The sequence below is a fragment of the Georgenia sp. SYP-B2076 genome (genome assembly GCF_003991205.1).
GTDB lineage: Bacteria > Actinomycetota > Actinomycetes > Actinomycetales > Actinomycetaceae > Georgenia.
The window spans coordinates 74905-100784 of sequence record NZ_RXOZ01000035.1 but is presented as its reverse complement, the minus strand read 5'-3'; the positions used below and the strand labels follow the sequence as shown (position 1 = coordinate 100784).

The following is a 25880-nucleotide window of genomic DNA, read 5'->3' as shown; positions in this document are numbered from 1 at the left end:
CAGGTGCCGCCCGGCCGCGCCAGGTGCCGCCCGGCCGCGTCAGGTGCCGCCCGGCCGCGTCAGGTGCCGGGGCCGTGTCAGATGCCCTGCCGGGGCCGCTTCGAGGCGGAGTCCTCCTCGGCCCCCGCGGCCAGGTCTCCCCCGCCCTCGTCGCCGTGCACCGCGGGCGACGGGCTCAGCTCGTCGTCGCGGTCGGTCTCGGTGTCGGCGCCGCCGAAGGTCAGGTCCGCGGCGCCGGGCTTGTCGGTCTTGTGCGGGTCGATCTCGTGCTCGCTCATGCGCACTACCGTCGCACCGATCGCCCCCGGCAGCAGCCCGAGAGGCGCGCACGGGCCGCGAGGTCGCCCCGCCCGGGGCCGCGCACAGGTGCGGGCCCGGCCAAAGCCGGGACGCCGACGGGCCCTCTGCCTGGTGGCAGAGGGCCCGTCGAGGTCCGTGCGTCAGCGAGCGGGGCGCGGCCCGTCGTCAGACCCCGGCTCGGTCGCGCCGGGGGTGCGGGCCGCGACGCCGCCGCTCATGTCGCCGTCGGCCGTGCCGCTCTCGTCCGCGTCGCTCTCGAGCGCCGCGATCTCCGCCTCGACGGCACGGCGCCGGCTCGCGCTCCTCGTCCTGGCGGCGGCGAGCCACACGAGCAGCGCGCCCACCACCAGCCAGCCGACCAGGACCAGCAGCGGGCGCAGCGCGCCGCCGCCGCCGAAGAAGGCCAGCGACTTCACCAGCGAGCCGAACGCCCCCTGCGGCAGGAACTGCCCGAGGGCGCCCCATCCGGATGGCAGCATCTCCGGGGCGGAGGACAGGCCGGACAGGCTCATGCCCGGGACGACGATCACGAGCAGGAAGAGCGCCGCGCCCGCGACACCGGCCAGCGCGGTCACGCCGATGGCCGTCACACCGACCGCCAGCACCGCGAGGGCGGCGGCGGCCGCGACCGTGAGGAACCCGCCGTCGACGGTGCCCACGGCCTGCAGGACGCCGGAGAGCGCCAGGCCGAGCACGACGGCGAGGGTCAGCATCCCGACGAGCTGCTCGCGGGGGCGGCGCGGGGCCACCCGGGCCAGCACGACGCCACCCGCCAGTGCCGCGAGCACCGCGATGGTCGCCGCGACCTGGAGGCCGTAGGAGCTGGGGTCGGCCTTCGCCGCGGGGGCGACGTCCTCCACGGAGGCGCCGAAGGACGAGCCGAGCGAGCTCAGCACCTGGGCGACCGCCCCGCTGCCGCCGCTGGCGGTCACGGCGTTCGCGGACGTGTCGTCGACGGCGAAACCGCCGTATACCTCGCGGTCCTTGGTCGCCGCACGGAGCTCGTCCGCGTTGGCGTACGTGGTGACGTCGAACGCGCCGGGCTGCACCTGGTCGAGGACCTGCTGGAACTGCGAGACCATGGCACCCTCGCCGGCCACGCCGACCGGGATGTTGCGGAGCGCGATGTTCTGGTAGGGCACCACGAGCGCCATGAGGGCGAAGCAGGCCGCGATGGTCAGTGCCAGGACGACGCCGAGGAGCCGCGGCAGGTCCGTGGCGTCCTCCTCCGGGGACGCGGATGCGGAGCCGTCGGCGCCGGTTCCTGCGACGGCGACGGCCGCGGGCCGGGCGGTGTCGGGCCCGGCCGCAGTCTGGGCGGCATGGGGCCCGGCCGCGGTCTGGGTGGCGTGCGGCTCCACCGCGGTCTGGGCGGTGTCCGGCTCCACCGCAGTCTGGGCAGCGTCCGGCCTGACCGCCGTCTCGGCGGCGTCGGGCCCGACCGCGGGCCGGGCGTCGGCGTCCGCGAGCGGCTCGTCCGTGCCGGCCGCCCCGGTGGCACCCGTGCGCGGGGGGCGCGCGCGATCTTGTTCAGACATGACGAAATCTCCTGCCGTGTGGCACGGCAGAACTCTTCCACCGCCGTCATCCAGCCTATGCGACCGGCCTGGGAGCCCGCTGACGGCCTGCCCCGGCACGGCCGCGGGCTCCGACACCGGCCTGAAGGGGTGCTACTCCTTCTCGGGGTCGTCCCAGTGGCCGGACTCGCGCTCGTTCCACAGCTCCTGACGGGCCGCCGCCTTGGCGTCCATGAGGTCGTGGTAGCCGCGGCGCTTGTCCGCGCGGGTCGGGCGGTTGGACTCCTCCACCCGCAGGTCGGTCCCGCGCGGGCCGAGGAGCTCGGCGCCCGTCTGCAGGGTCGGCTCCCAGTCGAAGATGACGCCCCCCTCGACGGGGCCGATGACGACGGTGCTGCCAGCGACGGCACCGGCCTTGTACAGCTGCTCCTCGACGCCCACGCGGGCCAGGCGGTCGGCGAGGTAGCCGACGGCCTCGTCGTTGTTGAAGTCCGTCTGGCGCACCCAGCGCTCCGGCTTGGAGCCGCGGACCTGGAAGAACTCGCCGTCCTGGCCGTTGCGGCGCGTCACGGTGAAGCCGGCGTCGTCCACGGCCGTGGGCCGCAGGATGACCCGGGTGGACTCGGCCTTGGGCGCCTCGGCGCGGGCCTTGACGACGATCTCGGCCAAGGCGAAGGAGAGCTGGCGCAGCCCCTCGTGGGAGGCGGTGGAGATCTCGAAGACCCGCAGGCCCCGCTTCTCGAGGTCCGGGCGCACGAGCTCGGCGAGGTCGCGGGCCTCGGGGACGTCGATCTTGTTCAGGACCACGACGCGGGGCCGCTCCATGAGCGGCACGCGGCCGCCGGCGATCTCCAGGTCGCCCGCGTAGGCGGCGAGCTCGGCCTCGATCGTGTCCAGGTCCGAGACCGGGTCGCGGCCCGGCTCGAGGGTGGCGCAGTCGAGGACGTGCACGATGACGGCGCAGCGCTCGATGTGGCGCAGGAACTCCAGGCCGAGGCCCTTGCCCTGGCTGGCGCCGGGGATCAGCCCGGGGACGTCGGCGATGGTGTAGCGCTCGCTACCGGCCTGCACGACGCCGAGGTTCGGCACCAGGGTCGTGAAGGGGTAGTCGGCGATCTTCGGGCGCGCGGCGGACATCGCGGCGATGAGCGAGGACTTGCCGGCGCTGGGGAAGCCCACGAGGGCGACGTCCGCGACGGACTTCAGCTCGAGGACGAGGTCGACCGTCTCCCCCTCCTCGCCCAGCAGGGCGAAGCCGGGGGCCTTGCGCCGCGGGGACGCCAGGGCGGCGTTCCCCAGGCCTCCGTGCCCGCCGGTGGCGGCGACGAACCGGGTGCCGGCGCCCACGAGGTCGGCGAGGATCTCGCCGTCGGCGGACTTGACCACGGTGCCGTCGGGCACGGGCAGGATGAGGTCCTCACCCGTCCGGCCGCCGCGGAAGTCGCCGGCGCCCTGCGTACCGGACGTGGCCCGCTGGTGCGGGCTGTGGTGGTACGCGAGGAGGGTCGTGGTCTGGGGGTCGACGACGAGCACGACGTCCCCGCCCCTGCCGCCGTTGGCGCCGTCGGGGCCCGCCAGGGGCTTGAACTTCTCGCGCCGGATCGAGGCGCAGCCGTTCCCGCCGTCACCGGCGGCGACATGCAGAACCACGCGGTCTACGAAGGTGGCCATCGTCGTCGTCCTCTTCCTTGCTTCTGGTGGCGCGCCGCGGCGATGTGCCGTGGTGGGCGCCCGGCGACCCGGAGGTCGGTGGGCCCGTGGCCGCCGAGGTGACGACGGACGGGGCCGGGACATGCAACAGGGGCGGACGGCTTCACGCCGTCCGCCCCTGCCAAGGCTTGCACTGCGGTCAGGCGTCGGCCAGGACCACGTCGATGACCTTGCGGCCGCGACGGTTACCGAACGTCACCGCGCCGGGGGTCAGGGCGAACAGCGTGTCGTCCTTGCCGCGGCCGACGTTGATGCCGGGGTGGAAGTGGGTGCCACGCTGACGCACGATGATCTCGCCGGCCTTGACGACCTGACCACCGAAGCGCTTCACACCGAGGCGCTGGGCGTTGGAGTCGCGGCCGTTCCGGGAGGCGCTGGCGCCCTTCTTGTGTGCCATCTCGAACCTGCTTTCGTCTTCGTCTAAATGTCAGGAACGGGCCCGAGAGGGCCGCGAAACTAGTTGATGCCGGTGACCTTGAGGCGGGTCAGCTTCGCGCGGTGACCCATGCGCTTGCGGTAACCGGTCTTGTTCTTGAACTTCATGATCGAGATCTTCGGGCCCTTCTCGGCCCGCACGATCTCAGCAGTCACCTTGACCTTGCCCAGGTCACCGGCGTCCGTGGTGACCTTGTCACCGTCGACGAGCATGATGGGCTCGAGCTCGACGGTTCCGCCGACCTCACCGGCCAGCTTGTCGACGACGACGACGTCGCCGACGGACACCTTCTCCTGACGGCCGCCGGCCTTGACGATCGCGTACACCACGTTGCTGCTCATCTCTGTCGAAACGGGTCGTCCCCACGCCGCGCTCTGGACGAGGTCCCGGAGGGCGCAAGAGACGGACGGGATAGGCGCACCCATGAGGCGCACCGACGCTCTAGGTTACGCGGCGCGGCCCCCCGGGGCAAATGCCTCAGGCCCGGTGACGTGCCACGGCGGGTGTGGGATCGGGCACAGGCGACAGCCTCGCCGCTCGCATCCCGCGTCGCCCGAGGAGGTTACCGCGCCCACCGACTCCCCCACCATTCCCGGCATCGTCCGGCGGGTCCGTCCCCGGTGAGCGGGTGCGCGGGAGTCTCGCCCGTTCGTGAGCCGCGCGAGAAGGACCTCTTCGGCGGGAGCGCGCACGACGGCGGTGCTGGAGGAGCGCCTCGGACCGGTGCTGCTCCTGGGTGGCTGACCGTCCCCTAGGCTTCGGCGCATGCGCTACACCGAGGAGATCGAGATCAACCTGCCCCGCGACGAGGTGGTGCGGATTTTCATGGATCAGGACGCCATGGCCGAGTGGCAGTTGGGGCTCCAGTCCGTCGAGCTCCTCTCGGGCGAGCCGTGGCAGGCCGGCACGCGCACACGGCTCGTCTTCCTCACCGGCAGGCGCCGAATGGAGATGGTCGAGACGGTTGTCTCCAACGACCTGCCCGAGTCGTTCCACGCGACGTACGACGCCAAGGGGGTGCACAACGTCTGCGAGAATCACCTGCACGAGGCGGGTCCCGGTCGCACGCGCTGGGTCACGGCGAACCTCTTCGAGTTCTCCGGCCCGATGAAGGTCGTGGGGCTGCTCTTCCGAGGCTCCTTCCCGAAGGAGACGCGGGCGCAGATGGCGCGCTTCAAGGCCTTCGCCGAGAGCGCGGAGGCCGCCCGCGACTGACCCCCCGGCGGAGGAGCCGCGCCTCGGCGCCGATGTGGGTGGCCGGTGGGAGGCTGCCGGCATGGACGAGACGATGGTGCCCCTCTCCGCCGCGCAGGTCATCGGCGCGTTCTACGCGAGCTCGGCCCTGCTGCGTCACCCAGCCCTGCGGTCCCGGGCGCGGCGGGTCCGCGGCCATCTCGAGGTGTACCTCGACACGGAGGCCGAACGCTGGCTCACGTCGAACGAGCTCACGCTCGTGGAGGCGGAGCGGCAGGTGGACCCGGCCGACGCGGTGGCCCGCGTGACGGGGCCGGAGGCGCTCGTGGCCACCCTGCCGGGGTTCGTCGACCGTGACTGGCTCATGCCGACAGTCCCCGAGGCCCGGGTCCAGCTGCGGGTCGTCGCCGAGCTCGTCCGCTGGTTGGTCGCCACCGGCCTGGTCGACCGTCACGAGATGGCGTGCTCGGTGCTCGAGATCGAGGTGCGGCTGGACCTGGCCAGCGCGTGGCTGGACGAGCGCGCCCGCGCTGAGGTCAGTCCGTCAGGTCGGCGAGCGCCATCGCCACCCGGTTCGGCCCCGTGATGACCTCCGCGACGAGCCCGGCGGTCGCCGGGTCGTCGAGCACCGCGCAGATCACCCGGGCGACGTCCTCACGGGGCACGGCGCCGCGACCCGTCTCCTGCGCCATCGTCACCAGACCGGTGCCGGGCTCGTCGGTGAGCATGCCGGGCCGGAGGATCGTCCAATCGAGCCTCCTGGCCATGAGGTCCTCGTCGGCGGCCTTCTTCGCGTCCTGGTACGCGGCGAAGACCTCGTCCTCGATGCCCGCACCGCCCTTCGCCGCCCCCATGGAGGAGACCATGACGTAGCGGCGCACCCCGGCGCGCTCCGCCGCGTCGGCGAGCAGCACGGCTCCGCCGCGATCCACGGTGTCCTTGCGGGCCGCGCCGCTGCCGGCACCGGCGCCGGCCGCGAACACCACAGCGTCGGCGCCCCGGAGGATGTCCGCGAGCTGGTCGACCGTGCCGGTCTCCAGGTCGAACAGCACGGGAGTCGCGCCGGCGCCGAGCAGGTCGGCGGCGTGCTCGGGGTTGCGGATGAGCCCGACCACCTCGTCACCGCGCCCCGCCAGGTGACGCTCGAGGATGCGTGCGATCTTTCCGTGCCCACCGGCGATGACGATCTTCATGACCGCGACGTTACGTGCTCGTTGCCCGGCGGGGCTATTCGCGCACGGCGCCCTCGAGCATCCCCCGGATGAAGTGCCGCTGCAGGAAGAGGTAGAGCACCACCACGGGCAGCGCCACCAGCACGGCCCCGGCGGCCAGGAGGGTCGTGCCCTGGACGTACTGCCCCTGGAACAGGGCCAGGCCGAGCGGGGCGGTGCGCAGCTGGGAGTTGGGGGACATCACGAGCGGGATAAGGAACTCGTTCCAGGTCCACATGAAGGTCAGCAGCACGAGGGTCACGATCGCGGGGCGCGCCACCGGCACCAGGACCGACCACAGCACCCGGACGTGCCCGGCCCCGTCGAGGCGGGCGGCCTCGATGATCGACCGGTTCGCCCCGCGGAAGTACGACCGCATCCAGAACGTGCCGAACGCGACCGACTGCGCCACCTGCGGCAGGGCGATGGCCCAGACCGTGTTCGTCAGCCCGACGGCCTGGAAGTCGAAGAACAGCGGCACGACGATCGCCTCCGTCGGCACCATCAGGCCGAGGAGGAACAGGTAGAAGAACGCCTGCGAACCACGGAAGTCGAACGCCCCCAGGGCGTATCCCGCCATGACCGAGCACACCGTGGCCAGGACCACGACGACGACCGCCACGACGACCGAGTTGAGCATGTACTCCCCGAAGCGGCCCTGCACCCAGGCACGGCCGAAGTTCTCCCAGTGCAGGGCGGCGCCCGTGGCGGCGTCTCGCGGGGTCTCCGGCGCGAGCGCCCGCTGCAGGATGGTCACCACGGGGGTCAGCGCGACCACGCTGAAGAGCAGGAGGATGGCGTAGTTCCCGGCACGCTCGGCCGCCGAGATCCTCACCGCTCCCGCTCCCCGATCCGGTTGACACCGACGTTGATCACGAAGATCAGGACCGTCAACACGACGGCGACGGCGGTGGCGGAGCCGACCTCACCGAGCTGGAAGGCGCGGCGGTACACCTCGAAGCTGGGCACCGTCGTCGTGCTCCCCGGGCCGCCGGAGGTGGTGACGTAGATGAGGTCGAACGTCTTGAGGGCGGCGATGATCGTCAGCGTCAGGGCGACGACGATCTCGGCCCGCACGGACGGCAGGGTCACCGCGAAGAACCTGCGCACGGCGCCCGCGCCGTCGAGCGTCGCCGCCTCGTAGAGCTCGCCCGGGACCCGGCTCATGCCGGCCATGAGCAGCACCGTGACCAGGCCCGTGCACACCCACGTGCCGATCAGGCCCACGGCCGGCAGCGTCAGGGTGAAGTCGCCCAGCCACGTCCGGGTCCACGACTCCAGCCCCAGCCACCGCAGGAACGTGTTGAGCGTCCCGTCCGGGGCGTAGATCTGGCGCCAGGCGACCGCCACCACGACCATCGCGATGACCTGCGGGAGGAAGACGATGGTGCGGAAGAACGCCAGCCCCCTGACCTGCCCGCGCGTCAGGACGGCGGCCAGCACCAGCCCGAGCCCCAGCGGCAGGACGGCGAAGAAGAAGATCAGCACAAGCGCGTGCTCGAACGCGGCGCGGAGCTGCGCGTCGGTGAAGACGTCGACGTAGTTCGCGAGCCCGACGAACGTGGCCAGGCTCAGCCCGTCCCAGTCGTACAGCGAGATCTGGACCGACCGGCCCAGCGGGTAGAGCAGGAACAGCGCGTAGACGGCGAACCCGGGGAGCAGGAAGCCGTACGGCGCGAAGCCGTACTTCCCGCCTCGTCGCCGCGTCACCGTCCCGTCGGCCGGCGGCAGGGCGACGGGGCCGCCGGGGCCGCTCGCCGCGCCCGGCACGCCGCCCGGGCGCGGTGCGCCGCCCGGGCCCGGTGCGGGGCGCACGGCCGCGCCCCGCACCGGCTCGTCACTTGTTGGACCCGACGAACGCCGCATAGTCCGCTTCGACGGTCTCGGTGAACTGCTTCGGCGTCGACTCCCCCGCCATCAGGGACTGCAGCGCCTGACCGATCGTCGTGTTCATCGTCGGGGTGGCGTAGTCGAGGTACGGCAGGAGCTGGCCCTTCTCGGTGACGTCCGCGTAGGCGGTGAACACGTCCTTCATCACCCCGGACCCGGGGGTGTGCGCAGCCGTGTCGACCACCGGCAGGTTGCCCGTCTCGGCGAGGACGCCCATGGCCTCCTTGCTGGTGATGAAGTTGATGTACGCGGCGGCGACGTCGGGGTTCTCGGCCTTCGAGGTGATCGCGAAGGGGATGCCCGTCCCGCCCGTGGTGACCGGGCCCTTCCCGGCCTCGGCGGGCGGCGGGGCGAAGAAGCCGACGTCGTCGCCCATGGCGGCCTTCAGGTCGGCGGCGAGCCAGGAGCCGCCGATGAGGTAGACGCCGCCGCCCTTGGTCAGGGACTGCCACGCGGCGTCGTAGTCCGTGCCGTTGAAGCCGTCGTTGAAGTAGCCCTGCTGCGCCCACTGCTGGATGGTCGTGGCCGCCTGCACGTTGCTGTCGTCGGTCCAGCTGCCCCCGGAGTTGCCGAAGCCGAGGGTGTGAATCTCGTCGGCGGGGACGAGCGCCCCCTGGATCGGCCCGAAGACGTGCAGCGCGGGCCACTGCTCGATGTTCCCCAGGAGGAGCGGGGTCTGGCCGGCGGCCTTGATCGTGCCGAGCTGGTCCTCGAACTCGCCCCACGTCGCGGGCACCTGCAGGCCCAGCTCCGCGAGCTTGCTCTTGGAGTAGAAGACGCCGACGACCTCGCCGACCTGTGGGAGGCCGTAGACGGAGCCCCCGCCGAAGGTCTTGCCGTCGGGGCTATAGCTGGAGTAGCTGAGGACGCTCTCCGGGTAGCGGTCCCCCCAGCCGTAGGCCTCCGCGTACGGGTCGAGCGAGACCAGCTGCTTCGCGGCGACGAACTGCCCCATCTGCGAGCGGGCGTTGTTGGCCTGGGTGACGTCGGGGGCGTCGTTGCCGGTCAGCGCCAGGCGCAGCGTCGTCGTGAGATCGTCGTTGGACTGCGTCTTCCGGTCGATCGTGATGTTGGGGTACTTCTTCTCGAAGGCCGCGTTGAGGCGCTCCATCTGCTCGTTCTGGCCGCCGCGGACCTCCTGGTCCCAGACCGTCAGCGTCTGGTCCGCCACCTTGGAGATGTCGGTCTGGACCTCGCTCGCGGTCGCCGCCGACGTGCTGTCCGAGGACGAGTTCGACCCCGGTGTGCATGCGGCGAGTGCAAGTGCGGCGGTCGCAAGCACGGCGACGCCGGCGGCGACGCGTCTCGAACGCGCGGATCTGCTCATGATGCTGGTCTCCTGTCTGATGCCTTAGGCACTCATTCTGGAGGAGCATCTCTCCCGAACGCGCATCCGACGCGGATGTCGCCCCCCATCATTGTTGGTGACAGGTCATCTCCTCACGCCCCCGCCGCCGACAGGTCAAGTCCTGACGGGGCCCGCGAGGGCACGGAGCGCGACGACGGTCGCCGCTGTCAGCGGGTGGTGAGCGCGGCGTGGGCCGTGCGGACCTCGAAGGGTGCCGAGCTCTCCTGGGTTGTCGCGAAGCCCGCGACCGGCTGCCACACCCCGGAGCCGTCGACCTGAAACTCGCCGACCCACCGCGTGGTCAGGGTGACGCGGGCGTCGGCCGCGGCACGGGTGTACGGATGGCTGACGGAGTGGTCGGGGTATGGCGCGCCGGGGTCGGTCGTGCGCAGCGGTGCCGAGCCGTCCCCGAAGCCCCAGGTGTAGTCCACCGGCTCGACCCTGACCTGAACCGGCGTGTCGAGCACGACCGTGCTGAACGTCTGCGCACCCGTCTCTACCCAGACGATCGTGTCCATGTTGACCAAAACCCAGCCCCGGTCGGGCTGGACCACGAGGGCGCCGGGCGCGATCGGCAGACGTTGAAGGTCTTCGCGGGTGACGACGACGGGTGGCGCGGCATCGATAGCCGGATCGCCCGGCGTGAAACCAACGACGAAGTTGCCACCGAGACGGCTCAGCTGCTCCTCGGTGAAACATCCGCTGAGATCGATGTGGTACTGGCCTCCACCGAGATTAGAATACGTTTCGCACGGTGGAGCCTCCAATCCACCTCCCCTGTTTCCATCTGACGCCGGCTTCGCGTCTCGTCCGGGGGTTTCCCGTTGCTGTTCTCCGACCACTTGGGTTGCGCCACCATCGTGGTAGGCGTCCCAAGTGTCCTTGGCCGACGCTACAGGGCCTGTCGCGCTCAAGAAAACGACAAACAGGCCAGCGGCCCCAAGACCGACAACCCGGGCGCTACCCAACGAAGTCCTCATCCTCGATCTGCACCTCACGAATGATCCAATTATCAGCTTCGCGGCCCACGGCAACGATTAGATGGTTCACTCCTTCGGCCGTTGACTCGCTCGCACCGGATGATGTAACGCGAGTTAAAGAACTCTTTGTAGCATCGATGTCCACTCGAAAGTATGGATTGCCGCTTAACGGATTACGACCTTCGACCCCGGTGATGACCACCTCACCTCCCGAAGCGTGGCCGCCGGCGTCAAACAATTCCGAAACGCCGTCCGCGACACTCTTGCAGAAGATGCATTCTGGATCCGCCATGGCCCTCCACTCGGTCAAGTCACCCGTCCTGTGCACGTACGGATACAGCTCCAAGAAGTACTGCGCCGCCGCCTCCGCCCCCGCCACGTCGTCGCGGCGCATCGATGCCGGAGCGACGGGCTTCTCCACGGCGGGAGGCTTCGGCGTCGCGGACGCCGTCGGCTCCGCGGGCTGGGTGGCCGCCGGTCGGCTCGGCGACGGCGACGGCGTCGGCTCCGCGTCCGCCTCGGCGCTGCATCCTGCCAGCAGGGCAGCCGCGAGCAGCAACCGTGCCGCCGCTCTCCCTGCTGGACATCTGTCCCCGTGAGGCATGGCCAGACGCTAGCGGTGCGCACGCGCGGGCGGCTACGGAATGGACGCCCTGTGCATGAATTGCGCGGCCGCCCGATGTCGCCCAGTCACCTGGCGCCTCACGGGCCCCGACGGCCCCACAAACAACCGCGCAGGGTCGGGACCTCACGGTCCCGGCCCTGCGCCATCGTTCTGGTGGTGCGCCGACCTACTCGGCGGCCGGCTCCACGGTCACGATCTTCGTCTCCCCCGGCGTCACGACACCGCTGGAGACCGCACGGCGGCTGCGACGGGCCCGCTTGGGCGCGGGCGCTGCGGGCGCCTCGTCCTGGGGAACCTGTGCGGCGTCTGCCCCACCAGCGCCCGTGACCGGCGCCGATGCGGAGACTGAGGCCGACGGTGTCCCGGCGGCGACGGGAGCCGGGCTGCCGGTCGAAGCGGCGGGCCCACCGATGACACCGGTGACCACCGGCGCGGGCGCGGCTCCACCGATCACCCCGGTGACGGCCGGCGCGGACGTCCCTACGACAGGCGCCGCGGCGGGTGCCGGAGCCTCAGCCCCAAGTGCCGGAACCTCCGTCGCACGTGCCGGAACCTCCGCCGCGGGAGCGGTCGCCTCACTCGCGGCTCCCGTCCCCCTGGTGGCGCGCGCCCGGTCCCTCGAGGCCCCAGTGCCTGCCTTGCCGCCGTCGCCCGACGTCGCGTCCGCGATGCCGTCGTGCGCGCTGGCGGCCGCGGCCGCGATCGTCGCGAGCGTGGCCTTCACGGCCTCGCGGGCCGCGACGGCGGCGGGATCCTCGGCAACCTCTGGCGCCTCAGCCGAGGCCTCGGCGGAAGGGGCGGAACCACCGCGGCGGCCGCGGCGGTGCGAGCCCGCGCCCTCGTCGTCGTCGTGCCCGTGGTGCGCGTGCGTGCCCTCGGAGGAGCCACCGGACCTCTCGACGGGGGCGTCGTGCACGATGAACCCACGCCCGTTGCAGTGCTCGCAGGGGGTGGAGAAGGCCTCGACGAGGCCCTGCCCGACGCGCTTGCGGGTCATCTGCACCAGGCCCAGCGAGGTCACCTCCGCCACCTGGTGGCGGGTGCGGTCGCGGCCCAGGCACTCGAGCAGTCGGCGCATGACCAGGTCGCGGTTGGACTCGAGCACCATGTCGATGAAGTCGATGACGATGATGCCGCCGATGTCGCGCAGCCTGAGCTGCCGGACGATCTCCTCGGCCGCCTCGATGTTGTTGCGGGTGACCGTCTCCTCTAGCGTGCCGCCGGAGCCGGTGAACTTGCCGGTGTTGACGTCGATGACGGTCATGGCCTCGGTGCGGTCGATGACCAGCGACCCGCCCGAGGGCAGCCAGACCTTGCGGTCCATGGCCTTGGCGAGCTGCTCGTCGACGCGGTGCGCGCCGAAGACGTCCTTCTCGGAGGTCCAGTGGTGCATCCGGTCCGCGAGGTCCGGGGACAGGTCCTTGACGTAGCCGGAGATGGTCTGCCACGCGCCGCCGCCGGAGACGACGAGGGACTCGAAGTCCTCGTTGAAGACGTCGCGGACCACGCGCACGGCGAGCTCCGGCTCACCCTTGAGCAGCAGCGGCGCGGCCTTGGCGCCCTTGGCCTTGGCCTCGATGTCCGCCCACTGCTTGGTGAGCCGCTCGACGTCGGCGCGGAGCTGCTCCTCGGAGGCGCCCTCGGCGGCGGTGCGCACGATGACGCCGGCGCCGTCCGGGACGATCTGCTTGAGCAGCTTCTTCAGCCGCGCCCGCTCGGGCTCGGGCAGCTTGCGGGAGATCCCGGTCATCGCGCCCGAGGGCACGAGCACGAGGTGGCGGCCCGCCAGCGTGATCTGCGAGGTCAGGCGCGCGCCCTTGTGGCCGATCGGGTCCTTGGTGACCTGCACCAGGACGGCGTCGCCGGACTTGAGCGCCTGCTCGATGCGGCGCGGCTGACCCTCCATGCCCGCGGCGTCCCAGTTGACCTCGCCGGCGTAGAGGACGGCGTTGCGCCCCTTACCGAGGTCGATGAACGCGGCCTCCATCGAGGGCAGCACGTTCTGCACGCGGCCCAGGTAGACGTTGCCGACCATTGAGCTCTGCGTGTGGCGGGCGACGTAGTGCTCGACGAGGATGCCGTCCTCGAGCACGGCGATCTGGTTGAGGCCGTCCTTCTCGCGCACGAGCATCTTGCGGTCCACGGCCTCGCGCCGGGCGAGGAACTCGGCCTCGCTCAGCGTCGGGCGGCGACGCCCGGCCTCGCGGCCCTCGCGGCGGCGCTGACGCTTGGCCTCCAGGCGTGTCGAGCCCTTCAGGGCGGTGACCTCGTCGCGGGCGGTGCGGCCGCCCGCCTCGATGTCGACCGTCCGGCTGGTCTCGCTGCCGCCGCTGCTGCGGCGACGGCGACGACGGCGGCGCGAGCTGGACCCCGCCTCGTCACCCTCGTCGTGGCTCTGCGGCGCGGGCTCCTCCTCGGCCTGCTCCTCGTTCGCCTCGGCGTCCTCGGCGCCGTGGGCGTCCTCGTCCTCGTCGGTGCCGGCGTCGGACTGGCCTCCGCGGTTACGGCGTCCGCGGCCGCCGCGGCGGCGACGACGGCGGCCGCCGGCCTGCTCGTCCTCGGTGGTCTCGTGGGCCTCGTCCTCGACGACGGCGTCCGCGTCCTCGACGACGACGTCCATGTCCGCGTCCTCGGGGGCCTCCTCGCCCGTGCTCGGCGCGGCGACCGGGGACTGTGCGCGCCGGCGGCGCGTCCGTGCCCTCGTGGGGTCGGGCGCCTGGAACAGCAGGGCGGTCGCGGCGAGGCGGGGCTCCTCGTCCTCGGCGGCGGCGGGGGTTGCGGCCGTTGCCACGTCCTCGGGAGCGGTCTCCTCCGGCTCCGCGTCCTCCTCCGCGCCGGTCTCGGCCGCGCGGCCGACGCCGAGCTCGGCGAGGACATCGAGGCGCTGCTCGGGCGAACGAGCGGGGGCGGAGGCGCGGCGGCTGCGGCGCGCGGGGCGCCTGGCCGGCTCCTGCTCGTCCACCGCGGTGGTGGGCTCGGAGACGGCGACCCCAGGGGTGAGGTCGGAGAATGCGGGTCCGGCGAACTCGTCGGCGGCGCCACTGGAGGAGGGCTCGACGCCGGTCGGCTCCGCGGTGACGCCCTCGGTGGGCGCAGTGGGCGCGCTGGCGCCGGCCCTGGCGCTGGTCCGGGGCGCCCTGGGCGCGGTCGCGCCGGCGCCGGCCTCGGTGGAGGCGCCGGCCTCGGACGCGGGGGTCGTCGTTGCGCCAGCCCCGGAAGCGTCGCTCTCCGGTGCGACCTTGCTCGTCGCACGCCGGGCGCGGGTGCGCTTGGGGGCGGCCGGCGCGGCGTCGGTCGCGGCAGCCTCGGCGGCAGGCGTCTCGACGGCGGCAGCCTCGGCGGCAGGCGTCTCGACCGCGGCAGCCTCGACGGCGGCCGTCTCGCCTGCGGGCGCCTCGGCCGGCGCCTCGGCGGCGGACGCCTCGGCCGCAGACTTGGCCGCGGTCTTCCGCGGCGCCCTGCGGGCGGGGGCCTTCTTCAGGAGCGCCTGGGCGGGCGGGGTCGGTCCAGCCTCGTCCTCCGCGGGGGACGTCGGGGCCGTCTCCGGTGCGGCCGCGGCCTTCTTGGCCGGTGCGCGCCGGGTGCGGGGCTTCTTGGCCGGGGCCGGCGCAGCCGCCCCGTCCGCGCCCGGCGCCGCGGCGCCCTCGCCGGCAGGCGCCGTCGTAGCGGGGGCCGGGGCCTCGGGTGCCTCCGCCGTCGTGCCGTCGTCGCTCGGCGCCGCTCCCGGCGAGAGCACCGGGCTGGTGGCCCGGCGTGCTCGGCTCCGGCGCGGGGGCGTCGCGGGCTGCTCGCCCACGGTGGCCTGTTCGGTGCTGGTGGTGCTGTCCTGCTCGGTCATGGGGTACTCCCCTTGCCCCCGGCCGCCGCCCACACCCATCGGCGCCCGTGGGCGGTTCGTCGTCCCCGGCCCTCGGCCGCGGACGGAAGTCCTTGAGTTACGTCCGGTGCGCGTTGCCGCGTACATGGACGCCGACTGGCGGGCGGCCTGCCCGATCTGCCCGCGAGGGCTGTTCGGTTTCGCTCCGGGCTCGAGGCTTCTGCTGCAGCGCACTCGCCGGGATGGCGAGGCGGCGCGAGATGGGCCCGGACCGGTGAGGTCACGACGTCGTCGGACCGGAGAACGGGGTGTGGGGCTGCTCTCCGACCAAGGAGAAGTATCGCACAACCCGCCGCCGGCGCGGCGGAACACGCCACCGAGATCATGACAAGGCGTCAGGACGAGGGACGTAGGTCCTAGATCACGCAGGCCGGGCGGACCCTACGTTTAGCGAAGCCACGTCCGCGACGTACGTTGGTTGCTCACCCCATAGATTCGAAGGGCAGACAGGTGGAAACGCTTGACCTTGCTCGGTGGCAGTTCGCGATCACCACCGTCTACCACTTCATCCTCGTCCCGCTGACGATCGGTCTCGCACCGCTCGTGGCGATCATGCAGACCGCGTGGGTGCGCACCGGCAAGGAGAGCTGGAACAAGCTCCGGAAGTTCTTCGGCAAGATCCTGCTGATCAACTTCGCCCTCGGTGTCGCCACCGGCATCGTCCAGGAGTTCCAGTTCGGCATGAACTGGTCGGAGTACTCCCGCTTCATGGGCGACATCTTCGGTGCGCCGCTCGCGATCGAGGCCCTGGCCGCCTTCTTCCTCGAGTCGACCTTCCTGGGCCTGTGGATCTTCGGCGAGGGCCGGCTGCCCAAGTGGCTCCACACGACCTGCATCTGGCTGGTCGCGGTCGGCACGAACCTCTCCGCCTACTGGATCCTCGCCGCCAACTCGTGGATGCAGCACCCCGTGGGCGCCGTCTACAACCCGGAGACCGGCCGCGCCGAGCTCGACGGCATCGGCGGCTTCTTCCAGATCATGACCAACAACACGCTCCTCGCGGCGTACTCGCACACCGTCGCGACGTCCTTCCTCGTCGCCGGCACGTTCGTCGCCGGGATCTGCGGCTGGTGGATCGTGCGGTCCGTGCGCGCCGGGCGGACCGAGGAGGCCAGGGGCATCTGGCGCCCGGGCGCCTATGTCGGCCTCATCGCCACCGTCGCGGCCGGGCTGGCCGTCATGGGCACCGGGGACTTCCAGGGCAAGCTCATGTACGAGCAGCAGCCCATGAAGATGTCCGCCGCCGAGGCCCTGTGCGAGGGCGAGGAGTCGGCCGCCTTCTCCATCCTGACGATCGGTGACCTCTCCAACTCGTGCGAGGGGGTGCGCCACCTCATCCAGCTCCCCGGCGTGACCTCGTATCTCGGCACCGGCCACTTCACCGGCGAGGAGAGCTACCTGCCCGGCGTGAACGACCTGCAGAAGGAGTACACGCAGCGCTACGCCGACCAGTTCGGCACGGACGTGGACTACCAGCCGAACCTCGCGCTGACCTACTGGAGCTTCCGCCTGATGATCGGCCCCGCCGCCTTCTCCGCCGCCCTGGCGCTGGCCGGGCTGTGGCTGCTGCGCAAGGGCCGGGTCACCGACAGCGTCTGGTTCTCCCGCCTGTGCCTGGTCGCCCTGCCCATGCCGTTCATCGGGGCCTCCTTCGGCTGGATCTTCACCGAGACCGGCCGCCAGCCCTGGGTGGTGGCCCCCAACCCCGCCAACCCGGTGGACCAGGTGTACCTGCTCACCCAGGACGGCGTGTCCACCGTGGTCTCCTCCGGCTCGGTGATCACCTCGATGGTCCTGTTCACGCTGCTGTACGCCGGGCTCGGCGTGACCTGGTTCCTGCTCATCCGCCGGTACGTGCGCGAGGGCGTCGAGCCGCCGCCCACCAGGGTCGACGACTCGGAGGTCAGCGGGCCCGAGCCCACCCTGACCTTCAGCTACTGACCGCCCGCCCGCCGCACCGCCGACCTGGAGAACTGACCGATGGACCTGCCGCTGCTGTGGTTCCTCATCATCGCCGTCCTGTGGACGGGGTACTTCGTGCTGGAGGGCTTCGACTTCGGCGTCGGGATGCTGCTCAAGCCGTTCGCGCGGGCCGAGAAGGAGCGCCGGGCCCTCCTCGGCACGATCGGCCCCGTCTGGGACGGCAACGAGGTCTGGCTCATCACCGCCGGCGGGGCCACGTTCGCGGCGTTCCCCGAGTGGTACGCCACGATGTTCTCCGGCTTCTACCTGCCGCTGATGATCATCCTGCTGGCCCTGATCGTGCGGGTCTGCGCCATCGAGTGGCGGGGCAAGATCAACGACGACGCCTGGCGCAGCCGCGCCGACTGGGGCCACACGTTCGGCGCCTGGGTGCCCGCGGTGCTGTGGGGCGTGGCGTTCGCGAACCTCGTGCAGGGCATGCACATCGAGGTCGTCGACGGCAACCACCAGCTCACCGGCGGGTTCGTCTCGCTGATCACGCCCTTCACGCTCGTCGGCGGCGCCGTGACCGCGTGCCTGTTCCTCACCCACGGCGCCGTGTTCCTGGCGCTGAAGACCGACGGCGACGTCCGCCGTCGCGCGGGCCGCCTCGCGCGGCGCATGTCCGTCGTCTCGCTCGTCGTCGCGGGCGGGTGGGGCCTGTGGGCGCAGCTGGCCTTCTCCGCCAACACCTTCTCCTGGGCCCCGTTCGCGGTGGCCGCCGCCGCCATGGTGGGCGTCGTCGTCGCGACGCGGGCGGACCGGGAGGGCTGGGCGTTCACGCTCAACGCCCTGGTCATCGTCGCCGGCGTCGCGCTCGTCTTCTGCATCATGTTCCCGAACGTCATGCCGTCCTCGCTCAACCCGGCATGGTCCCTGAGCATCGACGCCGCCGCCTCCACGCAGGCCACCCTCACGCTGATGAGCGTGGTCGCCCTGATCCTCGTGCCGGTGGTTTTGCTCTACCAGGGCTGGACCTACTGGGTGTTCCGCAAGCGGCTCACGGCGGACCAGTTCGACGAGCACGAGGGCCTGCACCCCACCCGCATCCGCGCCTTCGAGCCCGCCGGGGCCCGCCCCACGCCCGCCCTGCCCGACGGCGCAGCCCGGCCGGGCGGCATCACCCCCGGGCAGGGCAGCGCCGCCGGGCCGGCGGGGACCTCCGGGCCGGACGGGAGCGCCCCCGGGCCGGCGGACACCTCCGGGACCAGCTGACCCGGTGAAGCCGCTCGACTCCCGCCTGCTCCGCCACGCCCGCGCCGCCCGCCGCTACATCGCCTTCACGGCCGCCACCGGCTTCGCGACGGCGGCGCTCGTGGTGGCCCAGGCGCTCCTGATCGCCCACGCCGTCTCGCCCGTCATCGAGGGGCGCGCCGGCTGGGACCAGGTCGCGCACCTCGTCGGCTGGCTCGCGGCCGTGGTGGCGGCGCGCGTCGTGGTGCTGGTGGCCCAGGAGTCCTTCGCGCACCGCGCGGCGGGCGACGTCATTGCCGAGCTGCGCGCGCAGGTCTTGGCCCGGGCGGTCGAGCAGGGGCCGCGCTGGCTCGCCAGCGGGCACGGCGCCCAGGTGGTCACGCTGGCCACCCGCGGCCTCGACGACCTCGAGCCGTACTTCGTGCGCTACCTGCCCCAGCTGCTGCTGGCCGCCACCGTCACCCCCGCGTCGCTCGTGGTGGTCTTCGGCCTCGACCTCGTCTCCGCGCTCATCATCACGCTCACCATCCCGCTCATCCCCGTCTTCATGTGGCTCATCGGCGTGCTCACGGCGACGTTCGCCGCGGAGAAGCTCGAGGTGATGCAGCGGCTCGGCGCCCAGCTGCTCGACCTGCTCGCGGGTCTGAGCACGCTCAAGGCCCTCGGCCGTGAGCAGGGCCCCGGCAAACGCGTGGGCGACCTGGGCCGCGCGTACACCCGCACCACCATGAGCACCCTGCGCGTGGCGTTCCTCTCCGGCGCGGTGCTGGAGTTCCTCGCGTCCATCTCGATCGCGCTCGTGGCGGTCGTGATCGGGACCCGCCTGGTCGCCGGCGACCTCGACCTGACCACCGGGCTGGCCGTCCTCATGCTCGCCCCGGAGATCTACAAGCCCATCCGCGACGTGGGCTCGCAGTTCCACGCGTCCGCGGACGGGGTCGCCGCCGCGGAGCAGGCCTTCGGGATCCTTGAGCTCCCCCTCCCCGCGGCGGGCACGAGCCCCGCGCCGGACCTGCGCCGCACCGACATCGTGCTCGACGGCGTCTCCGTCGCCGCCCCCGGGCGCGCGACGTGGGCTCCCGCCGGGCTGAGCGCGCGGCTGCGGCCCGGGCGCGTCATCGCCCTGGTGGGCCCGTCGGGGGCCGGGAAGACGACGGCGGCCGCCGTGGTCCTGGGCCTGCTGCGGCCCGACGCCGGCACCGTGCGCCTCGTCCCCGACGGGGCCGGCCGGGCTGCCGGGGCTGCCTCGGCCGGCCGGGCCGACGGGCCCGACGGAACGGGCAGGGCGGGCAGGGCCGTCCCCGCCGCCCCGGCGGGCGTGCTCGACCTCGCCGACGTCGAGCCGGAGTCCTGGCGCCGTCAGGTGGCCTGGGTGCCGCAGCGGCCGGTCATCCTGCCGGGCACGGTCCGCGAGAACGTCCTTGGCGGCGCCGGGGACGCCACCGCGGCGTCGGGCAGCACCGGCCGGGCGATCGGGGCCCGCGCCGCGGCGGCCGCGCGGGCGACGGGTCTCGACGCTGTCGTCGCCTCCCTGCCGGAAGGGTGGGACACCGTCCTCGGCCACGGCGGCGTGGGCCTGTCCGTCGGCCAGCGCCAGCGCCTCGCCCTCACCCGCGCGCTCCTCGGCGAGGAGACGCTCGTCGTCCTCGACGAGCCCACCGCCCACCTCGACGCCGCGGCCGAGCGGCACGTCCTCGACGCCGTCGCCCAGCTGCGCGACCAGGGACGAACCGTCCTGGTCATCGCCCACCGGGCCGCCCTGGTGGCCCTCGCCGACGACGTCGTCACCCTCCGCTCGCGCCCCGCCGACGGGGCCGGCGCCGACCGTTCCGAGACCCGACCCGGGGCCGCGGGCGCGGCCGCCCGCGCCGAGGAGGTGACCCCGTGAGCCGACCGGCCTCCCCTGCGCGCTCGACCCACGCCCGAGCGACCCCCGCCCGGGCCACGCCCGCCACCGGCCGCCCCCGCGGCCAAGGGCCGTCCCGTGCGCAGGTGCTGCCGGCGGAGGAGCGCCACGCGCTGCGCCGGGCCGTCCGGCTGCTCGACCTCGACCGGGTCCGGCTCCTGTGGGCGGTCCTCGCCGGCAGCGCCGGCCTGGGCAGCGCGGTGGCCCTGAGCGCCTGCGCGGCGTGGCTGATCGCCCGCGCGTCGCAGATGCCGCCGGTCCTCGAGCTCTCCGTCGCGAGCGTGGCGGTGCGCACGTTCGGCATCTCCCGGGCGCTCATGCGCTACCTCGAGCGTCTCGCCTCCCACGAGGTCGCCCTGCGCGGCATGGCGTCGCTGCGCGAGCACGTCTACCGCACCCTGGCCGACGGGCGCACCGACGCCGTGGCCGGGCTGCGCCGCGGCGACCTCCTCGCCCGCACCGGCGCCGACGTCGACGCCGTGGGCGACGTGGTGGTCCGCGCCATCCTCCCGGCCGCCGTCGCGGCCGTCGTCGGGGCGGGCTCCGTCGTCCTCGTGAGCTGGCTGCACCTGGGCGCCGGCGCGGTGCTCGCCGCGTGCCTCCTGCTCGCCGGCGTGGCGGGACCGTGGCTGAACATGCGGGCGGCGCGCCTGGCCGAGCACGCCCAGACGGCCGCCCGGGGGGACCTCAGCGCCACCGCCATGACGATGGTCGACGGCGCCGCCGAGCTGACCGTCTCCGGTCGCGTCGACGCGATGCTCGCGGGCCTGCGCCGCACCGAGGGCACCCTCGCCCGGGCGAAGGACGCCGCCGCGCGACCGGCCGCCCTGGCCGCCGGCGTCGACACCCTCGCCATGGGCATCGCGGTCATCGGCGCCCTGGTCCTCGGCATCCCCGCCACGGTCGCCGGCTCCATGGCGCAAGTTGAGCTCGCGGTCATCGTCCTCACGCCGCTCGCGGCGTTCGAGGGCACCGCCCTCCTGGGCCCCGCGGCCGTCCAGCTCGTGCGCTCGGCCGGCTCGGCGCTGCGGATCATGGCGCTGCTCGACGCGGCCGGCTCCCCCGCCGCGCCGAGCGGCACCGGCGCCGGTCCGGGCGCCGCACCCGGAGGCGCGACGGCCGCACCCGCGGGCGTGCCGCACCTGGCGGCCCGCGGGCTGGGCGTCGGCTGGCCGGGCGGCCCGGTGGTGGCGCGGGGCATCGACCTCGACGCCTCGCCCGGCAGGGCCGTCGCGGTCGTCGGCCCCAGCGGCATCGGCAAGACCACACTCCTGCTCACCCTCGCGGGGCTCCTCCCGCCCCGCGAGGGCGTGGCGGACCTGGGCGGCTCGGCGCTGTGGGGCGCGGACCGCGGCCGCGTCAGCCGCCAGGTGAGTCTCACTGCCGAGGACGCCCACGTCTTCGAGACCACCGTGCTGGAGAACCTGCGCGTGGCCCGCGGCAACGTCACCGAGGCGGAGGCCACCGCGCTCCTCACCCGCGCCGGGCTCGGCCCGTGGCTCGCCGGGCTGCCGGATGGCCTCGACACGCTCCTGGGCACCGACGCGTCCACCATCTCCGGCGGCGAGCGGCGCCGGCTCCTCCTGGCCCGCGCCCTGGCCAGCCCGGCGCCGCTCCTGCTGCTCGACGAGCCCGGCGAGCACCTGGACCCCGCCACCGCGGACCGGCTCGTCACGGACCTGCTCGGCGCCGGGCGGGTGCCGTCCGCGCCGGGCGCGGGCCCGGGCGCGGGGCGTGACGGCGCCCGCGGCGTGGTGCTGGTGACGCACCGGCTGGCCCCGCTCGGCGCGGCGGACGAGGTCGTCCTCCTCGGCCGCCCGGACGGGGGCGCGGGACCCGCCACCGTCGTCGCGCGTGGCCCCCATGCCGAGCTGCTCGACTCCGTCCCGTCCTACCGCTGGGCCGCCGAGCAGGAGGCACGCCCGGATCGGTGACGCCGCCCGGGCGCGGTGGCGGGACCGCGGCGACGGTTACGGTACTTCCAGCGGCCGCGCGCGCGGCGCACGCAGGAGGAGAGCATGAACCCCCACGGACAGCACGACGCGGCCACCGCGGGCACGGCCGGCGCCTGCCCGTTCCACGCCGCGGCACCCGACGTCGACCACGAGGCCGCCCTGGTGAGCGCGAGCCACCCGAAGCAGGCCACCGACGCGACGGGCGCGAGCGCCGATGACCGGGCCGGTCGGCGCCACACCATCGCCACCGACACCTCCTCCCTGCTCGGCGCCGCCCTCGACCTCACGTCCCACCTCGACGTGGCCGAGGCGCTGCGCAACTTCGTGGACCGCGCCGCCCGACTCACCGGCGCCCGCTACGCCGCCCTCGGGGTGCTCGACTCCCGCGGCACCACCACCGCGTTCGTGCAGGTCGGCATGAGCGAGGAGGAGCAGGAGATCCTCGGTCACCCGCCCCGCGGCCACGGCGTCCTCGGCGCGATCCCGGTGGACGGCCCGCTCCTCCTCGAGGATCTCACCACGCACCCCGAGTTCGGGGGCTTCCCGCCCGGGCACCCGCCGATGCACTCCTTCCTCGGCGTGCCCGTGCGGGTGCGCGAGAAGGTCTACGGCCGGCTGTACCTCGCCGAGAAGCCCGGCGGGTTCACCGGGCACGACGCGGACGACATGATGACCCTCGCCGAGGCCGCCGCCGTCGCGATCGAGAACTCCCGCCTCTACGCCGAGGCGCGCAGCCGGGAGCGCTGGATCGCCGTCAGCCAGGACATCACCACCACCCTGCTCGAGGGCACCGAGGAGGAGGAGGCCCTGGAGATGATCGCCGCGCGCCTGCGCGAGGTCGCGGAGGCGGACACGGCGCTGATCATCCTGCCCTCCGTCGGCGAAGCGTGGGCGTGCGAGATCGCCGAGGGGTTCCTGGCCGAGGACCTCATCGGCCTCGTCTTCCCCCCGGACGGGCGCGCGATGACCGTGCTCAAGGAGAAGGCCGGCCTCATCGTCGACTCCCTCACCCGGTTGCGGACCCTGCGCCTGCGCCAGCTCGCCCAGTTCGGCCCGGCGCTGTACGCACCGATGATGCTGCGGGGCGAGGGCCGCGGCGTCGTCCTGCTGCTGCGCAAGATCGGCCGGCCGGAGTTCGACCAGAACGACCTGGCCATGGCGGAGTCCGTCGCGGACCAGGCCGCCCTCGCCCTGGAGCTGGCGGGCGCGCGTCACGCCCAGGACGTGGCCTCCCTCCTGGACGAGCGCGCCCGCATCGGCCGGGACCTGCACGACCTCGCCATCCAGCAGCTCTTCGCGACCGGCATGCAGCTGGAGTCCGCCCGGGCCTCGCTCGCCGACCGGGGCGAGGCGGGGCTCGCCACGCTCCTGGAGGAGTCGCTCACCAGCGTCGACGAGGCCGTCAAGCAGATCCGGGCCATCGTGCACTCCCTGCGTGAGCCGGACACCGCCGTCGTGCTCGTGGAACGCCTGCGCCGGGAGGCTTCGCTGGCCCGCACGGGCCTGGGCTTCGCGCCGTCGCTGCTCATCGACGTCGACGGCGCGATCCTGAGCGGCGACGACGCCGAGCGCTCGCTCAGCGACCTCGTCGACAACCGGGTCGACGCCGACATCGCCGACGACGTCGTCGCCGTCGTCCGCGAGGGCCTGTCCAACGCCGCGCGCCACGCGCGGGCGTCCTCCGTCCAGGTGCGCGTCAGCGTCCTGGGCTACGGGCCCACGGGCCGCGTGGTCGTCGACGTCGAGGACGACGGCGTGGGCGTTGACCCGTCCGTGAGCCGCCGCTCGGGCCTGGCGAATCTCGCCGCCCGCGCGCGGCGCCACGGCGGGACGTTCTCGGTGGGCGCGAACGAGCGGGGGCAGGGCAGCCTGGTGAGCTGGCAGGTGCCGCTGAACTGAGGGCTCAGGGCGGCCTCGCCCGGCGGCGCGGCACGGTCGGCCGCGGCATGGGGGGTCGCGGCACGCGGGGGGCCCCGGCACGCGGGGGGCCGCGGCACGGCGGGCCCCAGCACGGCCGCGGTCGCAGCCCCTTGAGCTAGCCGCTCCAGGTCGGCAGGTGCGCGCGGGGCGCCATCCGTGGCCCGCGCCGCGGCGGGCGCTGGCCGGACAGCTCCACCAGCCGTTGCGCCCGGAGCCGGTGCGGCCGGTAGGGCTCGAGCAGCTCGGCGAGCCCGTCGTCGTCCACCGGCGCCCCGGTCAGGGCCCACCCGACGTCCTTGGCGACGTGGAAGTCGCCGAAGCTGACCGCGTCGGCGTCGCCGTGCGCCCGCGCGCGCACCTCGGCGGAGGTCCACCGCCCGATGCCGGGGACCGACTGCAGACGCCGGTCCACCTCGTCGACCGGGACGCCCACCGTGCGCTCGAGCGCGGGCGCGACCTGTGCGGCGCGCACCACCGTGCGCGAGCGCGCCGGGTCCACGCCCAGGTGCAGCCAGTCCCACGACGGGATCGCGAGGAGCTGGGCCGGGCTCGGAGCCACCCAGAGCTGGTGCTCGGCGCCAGGGCCGGGCGCGGGCTCGCCGAAGCGGCGCACGAGGTTCCGCCACCCGGCGAACGCCTCCCGGCCGGTGACCTTCTGCTCGATGATCGCGGGCACCAGGGAGTCCATGACCAGACCCGTCCGTGGGACGCGCCAGTGGCGGAAGCGTCGGTAAGCCCGCACCAGCACCTCGTGCCGCGGGTCGAACCCCCCGGGGTCGTCCTCGGCTCCGAGCATGGCCGGCACCTGGTCGAGCACCCAGGCAGCGCCCGGTCCCCACGCCTCGCAGAGCACCTCCGCCAGCGCGGGCCGGGGCTCGATCCGCAGGGTCACCACGCCTGCCGGGGTGCGCAGGCCGCGCCAGATGCTGCCGTCCAGGGAGCGGTACGTCGGGTCCCCGGCGCCGTGCCGCAGCTGGCCTGAGATCTGCCCCACCGGGCACGGCCAGGCGGGGCGCCAGGTGCGCGAGCGGGAGGTGGTCACTGCCGGCAAGCGTAGTCCGGCGCACCGCGCCCCGGCCGGGGCCGCCCGGGCCCCGGCGGCGGCGTGCTCAGGAATCGCGGGAGCCACCCGCCCGGGCGGCTCGGCGCCGGGCGTTCAGGCCCCGGCCGCGCGAGACCTCAGCTGCGCCAGCCGGCGGCGCGCTGGCCCGCGACCCAGGCCGCGACCTGCGTGCGGCGCTGCAGGCCCATCTTGCTCAGCAGCGCGGTGATGTGGTTCTTCACGGTCTTCTCCGCGACGCCGAGCCGCTCGCCGATCTCACGGTTGGACATCCCGTCACCGATGAGCTCGAGGACCTTGCGCTCGGAGGGCGTCAGGTCCGCCGTCGGGTCGTCGTGGTCCGCGCGCCGCCGCGTGACGGTCCGCTCGTCCAGGAGCGTCCGGCCGGACGCCACCGCCTTGACGACGTCGGCGATCTCGGCGCCGCGCACGGTCTTGAGGAGGTAGGCCTTCGCGCCGGCGTGCAGCGCCGCGGCCAGGGCGTCGTCGTCGTCGAAGGACGTCAGCACGATGGGACGCGCGGCGGGCACGTGCTCGCGCAGCGCGGTGATGATGTCAATGCCGGTGCCGTCCGGGAGCTGGAGGTCGACGAGGACGACCTCGGGGCGCACGAGCGGGGCGCGGCGCACGGCCTCCGCGACAGACCCGGCCTCGGCGACGACGGTCAGGCCGTCGGAGCGGTCGACGATCTCGGCGATGCCGCGGCGGACGACCTCGTGGTCGTCGACGATCATGACGCGGATGTCGCGCTCTGCTTGTTTCTCGTACGGGGTGGGCACGAGGTGAGCCTACCGA

Annotated in this window: 22 protein-coding genes; 8 read left to right on the top strand and 14 right to left on the bottom strand. The window is 73.6% G+C overall.

What is annotated here, in order from left to right; all coding sequences use genetic code 11:
• Positions 1-77: 77 nt before the first annotated feature.
• The 5 genes from EJK16_RS16895 to rplU form a co-directional block, all read right to left on the bottom strand.
• Entirely contained in the window at positions 78-278 is a 201-nt protein-coding gene (locus EJK16_RS16895) for a hypothetical protein (RefSeq protein WP_127131441.1), read from the bottom strand.
• A 162-nt stretch (positions 279-440) separates the two neighbouring features.
• Entirely contained in the window at positions 441-1838 is a 1398-nt protein-coding gene (locus EJK16_RS16890) for a hypothetical protein (protein ID WP_127131439.1), read from the bottom strand.
• A 132-nt stretch (positions 1839-1970) separates the two neighbouring features.
• On the bottom strand, positions 1971-3488 hold the full coding sequence (obgE, locus tag EJK16_RS16885; RefSeq protein ID WP_127131437.1) for a GTPase ObgE: 1518 nt from the start codon (positions 3486-3488) through the stop codon (positions 1971-1973).
• Between the two features lie 178 nt (positions 3489-3666).
• Positions 3667-3924 carry a 50S ribosomal protein L27 gene (rpmA, locus tag EJK16_RS16880; protein ID WP_127131435.1) on the bottom strand — a complete coding sequence of 86 codons (258 nt, stop codon included), beginning with the start codon at positions 3922-3924 and terminating at the stop codon, positions 3667-3669.
• 59 nt (positions 3925-3983) lie between these two features.
• Complete coding sequence (rplU, locus tag EJK16_RS16875; protein WP_205739821.1) at positions 3984-4292, bottom strand: 50S ribosomal protein L21; 309 nt, start codon at positions 4290-4292, stop codon at positions 3984-3986.
• A 436-nt stretch (positions 4293-4728) separates the two neighbouring features.
• On the opposite strand from rplU, the gene EJK16_RS16870 reads away from it, so the two are divergent.
• Both EJK16_RS16870 and EJK16_RS16865 read left to right on the top strand, forming a co-directional pair.
• Entirely contained in the window at positions 4729-5178 is a 450-nt protein-coding gene (locus EJK16_RS16870) for an SRPBCC family protein (protein ID WP_127131431.1), read from the top strand.
• A gap of 61 nt (positions 5179-5239) precedes the next feature.
• Complete coding sequence (locus tag EJK16_RS16865) at positions 5240-5743, top strand: hypothetical protein (protein ID WP_127131429.1); 504 nt, start codon at positions 5240-5242, stop codon at positions 5741-5743.
• Here EJK16_RS16865 and EJK16_RS16860 read toward each other — a convergent pair.
• The 6 genes from EJK16_RS16860 to EJK16_RS16835 form a co-directional block, all read right to left on the bottom strand.
• Positions 5694-6350, bottom strand: coding sequence for an SDR family oxidoreductase (locus tag EJK16_RS16860; RefSeq protein WP_127131427.1), 657 nt, complete (start codon positions 6348-6350; stop codon positions 5694-5696). The genes EJK16_RS16865 and EJK16_RS16860 overlap by 50 nt on opposite strands.
• A 34-nt stretch (positions 6351-6384) precedes the next feature.
• A complete protein-coding gene (locus EJK16_RS16855) occupies positions 6385-7203 on the bottom strand; it encodes a carbohydrate ABC transporter permease (protein ID WP_127131425.1) in 819 nt (272 codons plus the stop codon).
• A complete protein-coding gene (locus tag EJK16_RS16850; RefSeq protein ID WP_370276085.1) occupies positions 7200-8099 on the bottom strand; it encodes a carbohydrate ABC transporter permease in 900 nt (299 codons plus the stop codon). The genes EJK16_RS16855 and EJK16_RS16850 overlap by 4 nt, the downstream gene beginning before the upstream one ends.
• A 106-nt stretch (positions 8100-8205) precedes the next feature.
• Positions 8206-9585: an extracellular solute-binding protein gene (locus tag EJK16_RS16845; RefSeq protein WP_127131422.1), complete on the bottom strand. Its 1380-nt coding sequence runs from the start codon at positions 9583-9585 to the stop codon at positions 8206-8208.
• Between the two features lie 188 nt (positions 9586-9773).
• Positions 9774-10373 (bottom strand): hypothetical protein, encoded by a 600-nt coding sequence (locus tag EJK16_RS16840; protein ID WP_127131420.1) that lies wholly within the window; start codon positions 10371-10373, stop codon positions 9774-9776.
• Positions 10374-10566: 193 nt separating this feature from the next.
• Positions 10567-10980: a DUF6318 family protein gene (locus tag EJK16_RS16835; protein WP_240646138.1), complete on the bottom strand. Its 414-nt coding sequence runs from the start codon at positions 10978-10980 to the stop codon at positions 10567-10569.
• On the opposite strand from EJK16_RS16835, the gene EJK16_RS16830 reads away from it, so the two are divergent.
• Complete coding sequence (locus EJK16_RS16830) at positions 10877-11185, top strand: hypothetical protein (protein ID WP_127131416.1); 309 nt, start codon at positions 10877-10879, stop codon at positions 11183-11185. The genes EJK16_RS16835 and EJK16_RS16830 overlap by 104 nt on opposite strands.
• A 192-nt stretch (positions 11186-11377) precedes the next feature.
• On the opposite strand, the gene EJK16_RS16825 is transcribed toward EJK16_RS16830, so the two are convergent.
• Entirely contained in the window at positions 11378-15049 is a 3672-nt protein-coding gene (locus EJK16_RS16825; RefSeq protein ID WP_127131414.1) for an Rne/Rng family ribonuclease, read from the bottom strand.
• 489 nt (positions 15050-15538) lie between these two features.
• Between EJK16_RS16825 and EJK16_RS16820 the strand changes: the two genes are divergently transcribed.
• The 5 genes from EJK16_RS16820 to EJK16_RS16800 all read left to right on the top strand — a co-directional run bounded on the left by EJK16_RS16820 (position 15539) and on the right by EJK16_RS16800 (position 24004).
• Positions 15539-17029: a cytochrome ubiquinol oxidase subunit I gene (locus EJK16_RS16820; protein ID WP_127131412.1), complete on the top strand. Its 1491-nt coding sequence runs from the start codon at positions 15539-15541 to the stop codon at positions 17027-17029.
• 39 nt (positions 17030-17068) lie between these two features.
• On the top strand, positions 17069-18265 hold the full coding sequence (gene cydB, locus EJK16_RS16815) for a cytochrome d ubiquinol oxidase subunit II (RefSeq protein ID WP_127131410.1): 1197 nt from the start codon (positions 17069-17071) through the stop codon (positions 18263-18265).
• A 4-nt stretch (positions 18266-18269) separates the two neighbouring features.
• Positions 18270-20132 (top strand): thiol reductant ABC exporter subunit CydD, encoded by a 1863-nt coding sequence (gene cydD / locus EJK16_RS16810; RefSeq protein ID WP_127131408.1) that lies wholly within the window; start codon positions 18270-18272, stop codon positions 20130-20132.
• A complete protein-coding gene (gene cydC / locus EJK16_RS16805; RefSeq protein WP_240646127.1) occupies positions 20129-22084 on the top strand; it encodes a thiol reductant ABC exporter subunit CydC in 1956 nt (651 codons plus the stop codon). Before cydD ends, cydC begins: the two co-directional genes overlap by 4 nt.
• Before the next feature lie 84 nt (positions 22085-22168).
• On the top strand, positions 22169-24004 hold the full coding sequence (locus tag EJK16_RS16800) for a GAF domain-containing sensor histidine kinase (protein WP_205739814.1): 1836 nt from the start codon (positions 22169-22171) through the stop codon (positions 24002-24004).
• A 136-nt stretch (positions 24005-24140) separates the two neighbouring features.
• On the opposite strand, the gene EJK16_RS16795 is transcribed toward EJK16_RS16800, so the two are convergent.
• Positions 24141-25067 carry a DNA-3-methyladenine glycosylase gene (locus EJK16_RS16795; RefSeq protein ID WP_127131406.1) on the bottom strand — a complete coding sequence of 309 codons (927 nt, stop codon included), beginning with the start codon at positions 25065-25067 and terminating at the stop codon, positions 24141-24143.
• A gap of 137 nt (positions 25068-25204) precedes the next feature.
• Positions 25205-25819 carry a response regulator transcription factor gene (locus EJK16_RS16790; RefSeq protein WP_127131639.1) on the bottom strand — a complete coding sequence of 205 codons (615 nt, stop codon included), beginning with the start codon at positions 25817-25819 and terminating at the stop codon, positions 25205-25207.
• Between the last annotated feature and the right edge of the window lie 61 nt (positions 25820-25880).

What these genes read in the sequence shown, in the direction of transcription:
- EJK16_RS16895 (WP_127131441.1), bottom strand. Translation starts at nt 278, where the DNA reads ATGAGCGAGCACGAGATCGACCCGCACAAGACCGACAAGCCCGGCGCC.
- EJK16_RS16890 (WP_127131439.1), bottom strand. Translation starts at nt 1,838, where the DNA reads ATGTCTGAACAAGATCGCGCGCGCCCCCCGCGCACGGGTGCCACCGGG.
- obgE (WP_127131437.1), bottom strand. Translation starts at nt 3,488, where the DNA reads ATGGCCACCTTCGTAGACCGCGTGGTTCTGCATGTCGCCGCCGGTGAC.
- rpmA (WP_127131435.1), bottom strand. Translation starts at nt 3,924, where the DNA reads ATGGCACACAAGAAGGGCGCCAGCGCCTCCCGGAACGGCCGCGACTCC.
- EJK16_RS16870 (WP_127131431.1), top strand. Translation starts at nt 4,729, where the DNA reads ATGCGCTACACCGAGGAGATCGAGATCAACCTGCCCCGCGACGAGGTG.
- EJK16_RS16865 (WP_127131429.1), top strand. Translation starts at nt 5,240, where the DNA reads ATGGACGAGACGATGGTGCCCCTCTCCGCCGCGCAGGTCATCGGCGCG.
- EJK16_RS16860 (WP_127131427.1), bottom strand. Translation starts at nt 6,350, where the DNA reads ATGAAGATCGTCATCGCCGGTGGGCACGGAAAGATCGCACGCATCCTC.
- EJK16_RS16845 (WP_127131422.1), bottom strand. Translation starts at nt 9,585, where the DNA reads ATGAGCAGATCCGCGCGTTCGAGACGCGTCGCCGCCGGCGTCGCCGTG.
- EJK16_RS16830 (WP_127131416.1), top strand. Translation starts at nt 10,877, where the DNA reads ATGGCCCTCCACTCGGTCAAGTCACCCGTCCTGTGCACGTACGGATAC.
- EJK16_RS16835 (WP_240646138.1), bottom strand. Translation starts at nt 10,980, where the DNA reads ATGCGCCGCGACGACGTGGCGGGGGCGGAGGCGGCGGCGCAGTACTTC.
- EJK16_RS16825 (WP_127131414.1), bottom strand. Translation starts at nt 15,049, where the DNA reads ATGACCGAGCAGGACAGCACCACCAGCACCGAACAGGCCACCGTGGGC.
- cydB (WP_127131410.1), top strand. Translation starts at nt 17,069, where the DNA reads ATGGACCTGCCGCTGCTGTGGTTCCTCATCATCGCCGTCCTGTGGACG.
- EJK16_RS16800 (WP_205739814.1), top strand. Translation starts at nt 22,169, where the DNA reads ATGAACCCCCACGGACAGCACGACGCGGCCACCGCGGGCACGGCCGGC.
- EJK16_RS16790 (WP_127131639.1), bottom strand. Translation starts at nt 25,819, where the DNA reads ATGATCGTCGACGACCACGAGGTCGTCCGCCGCGGCATCGCCGAGATC.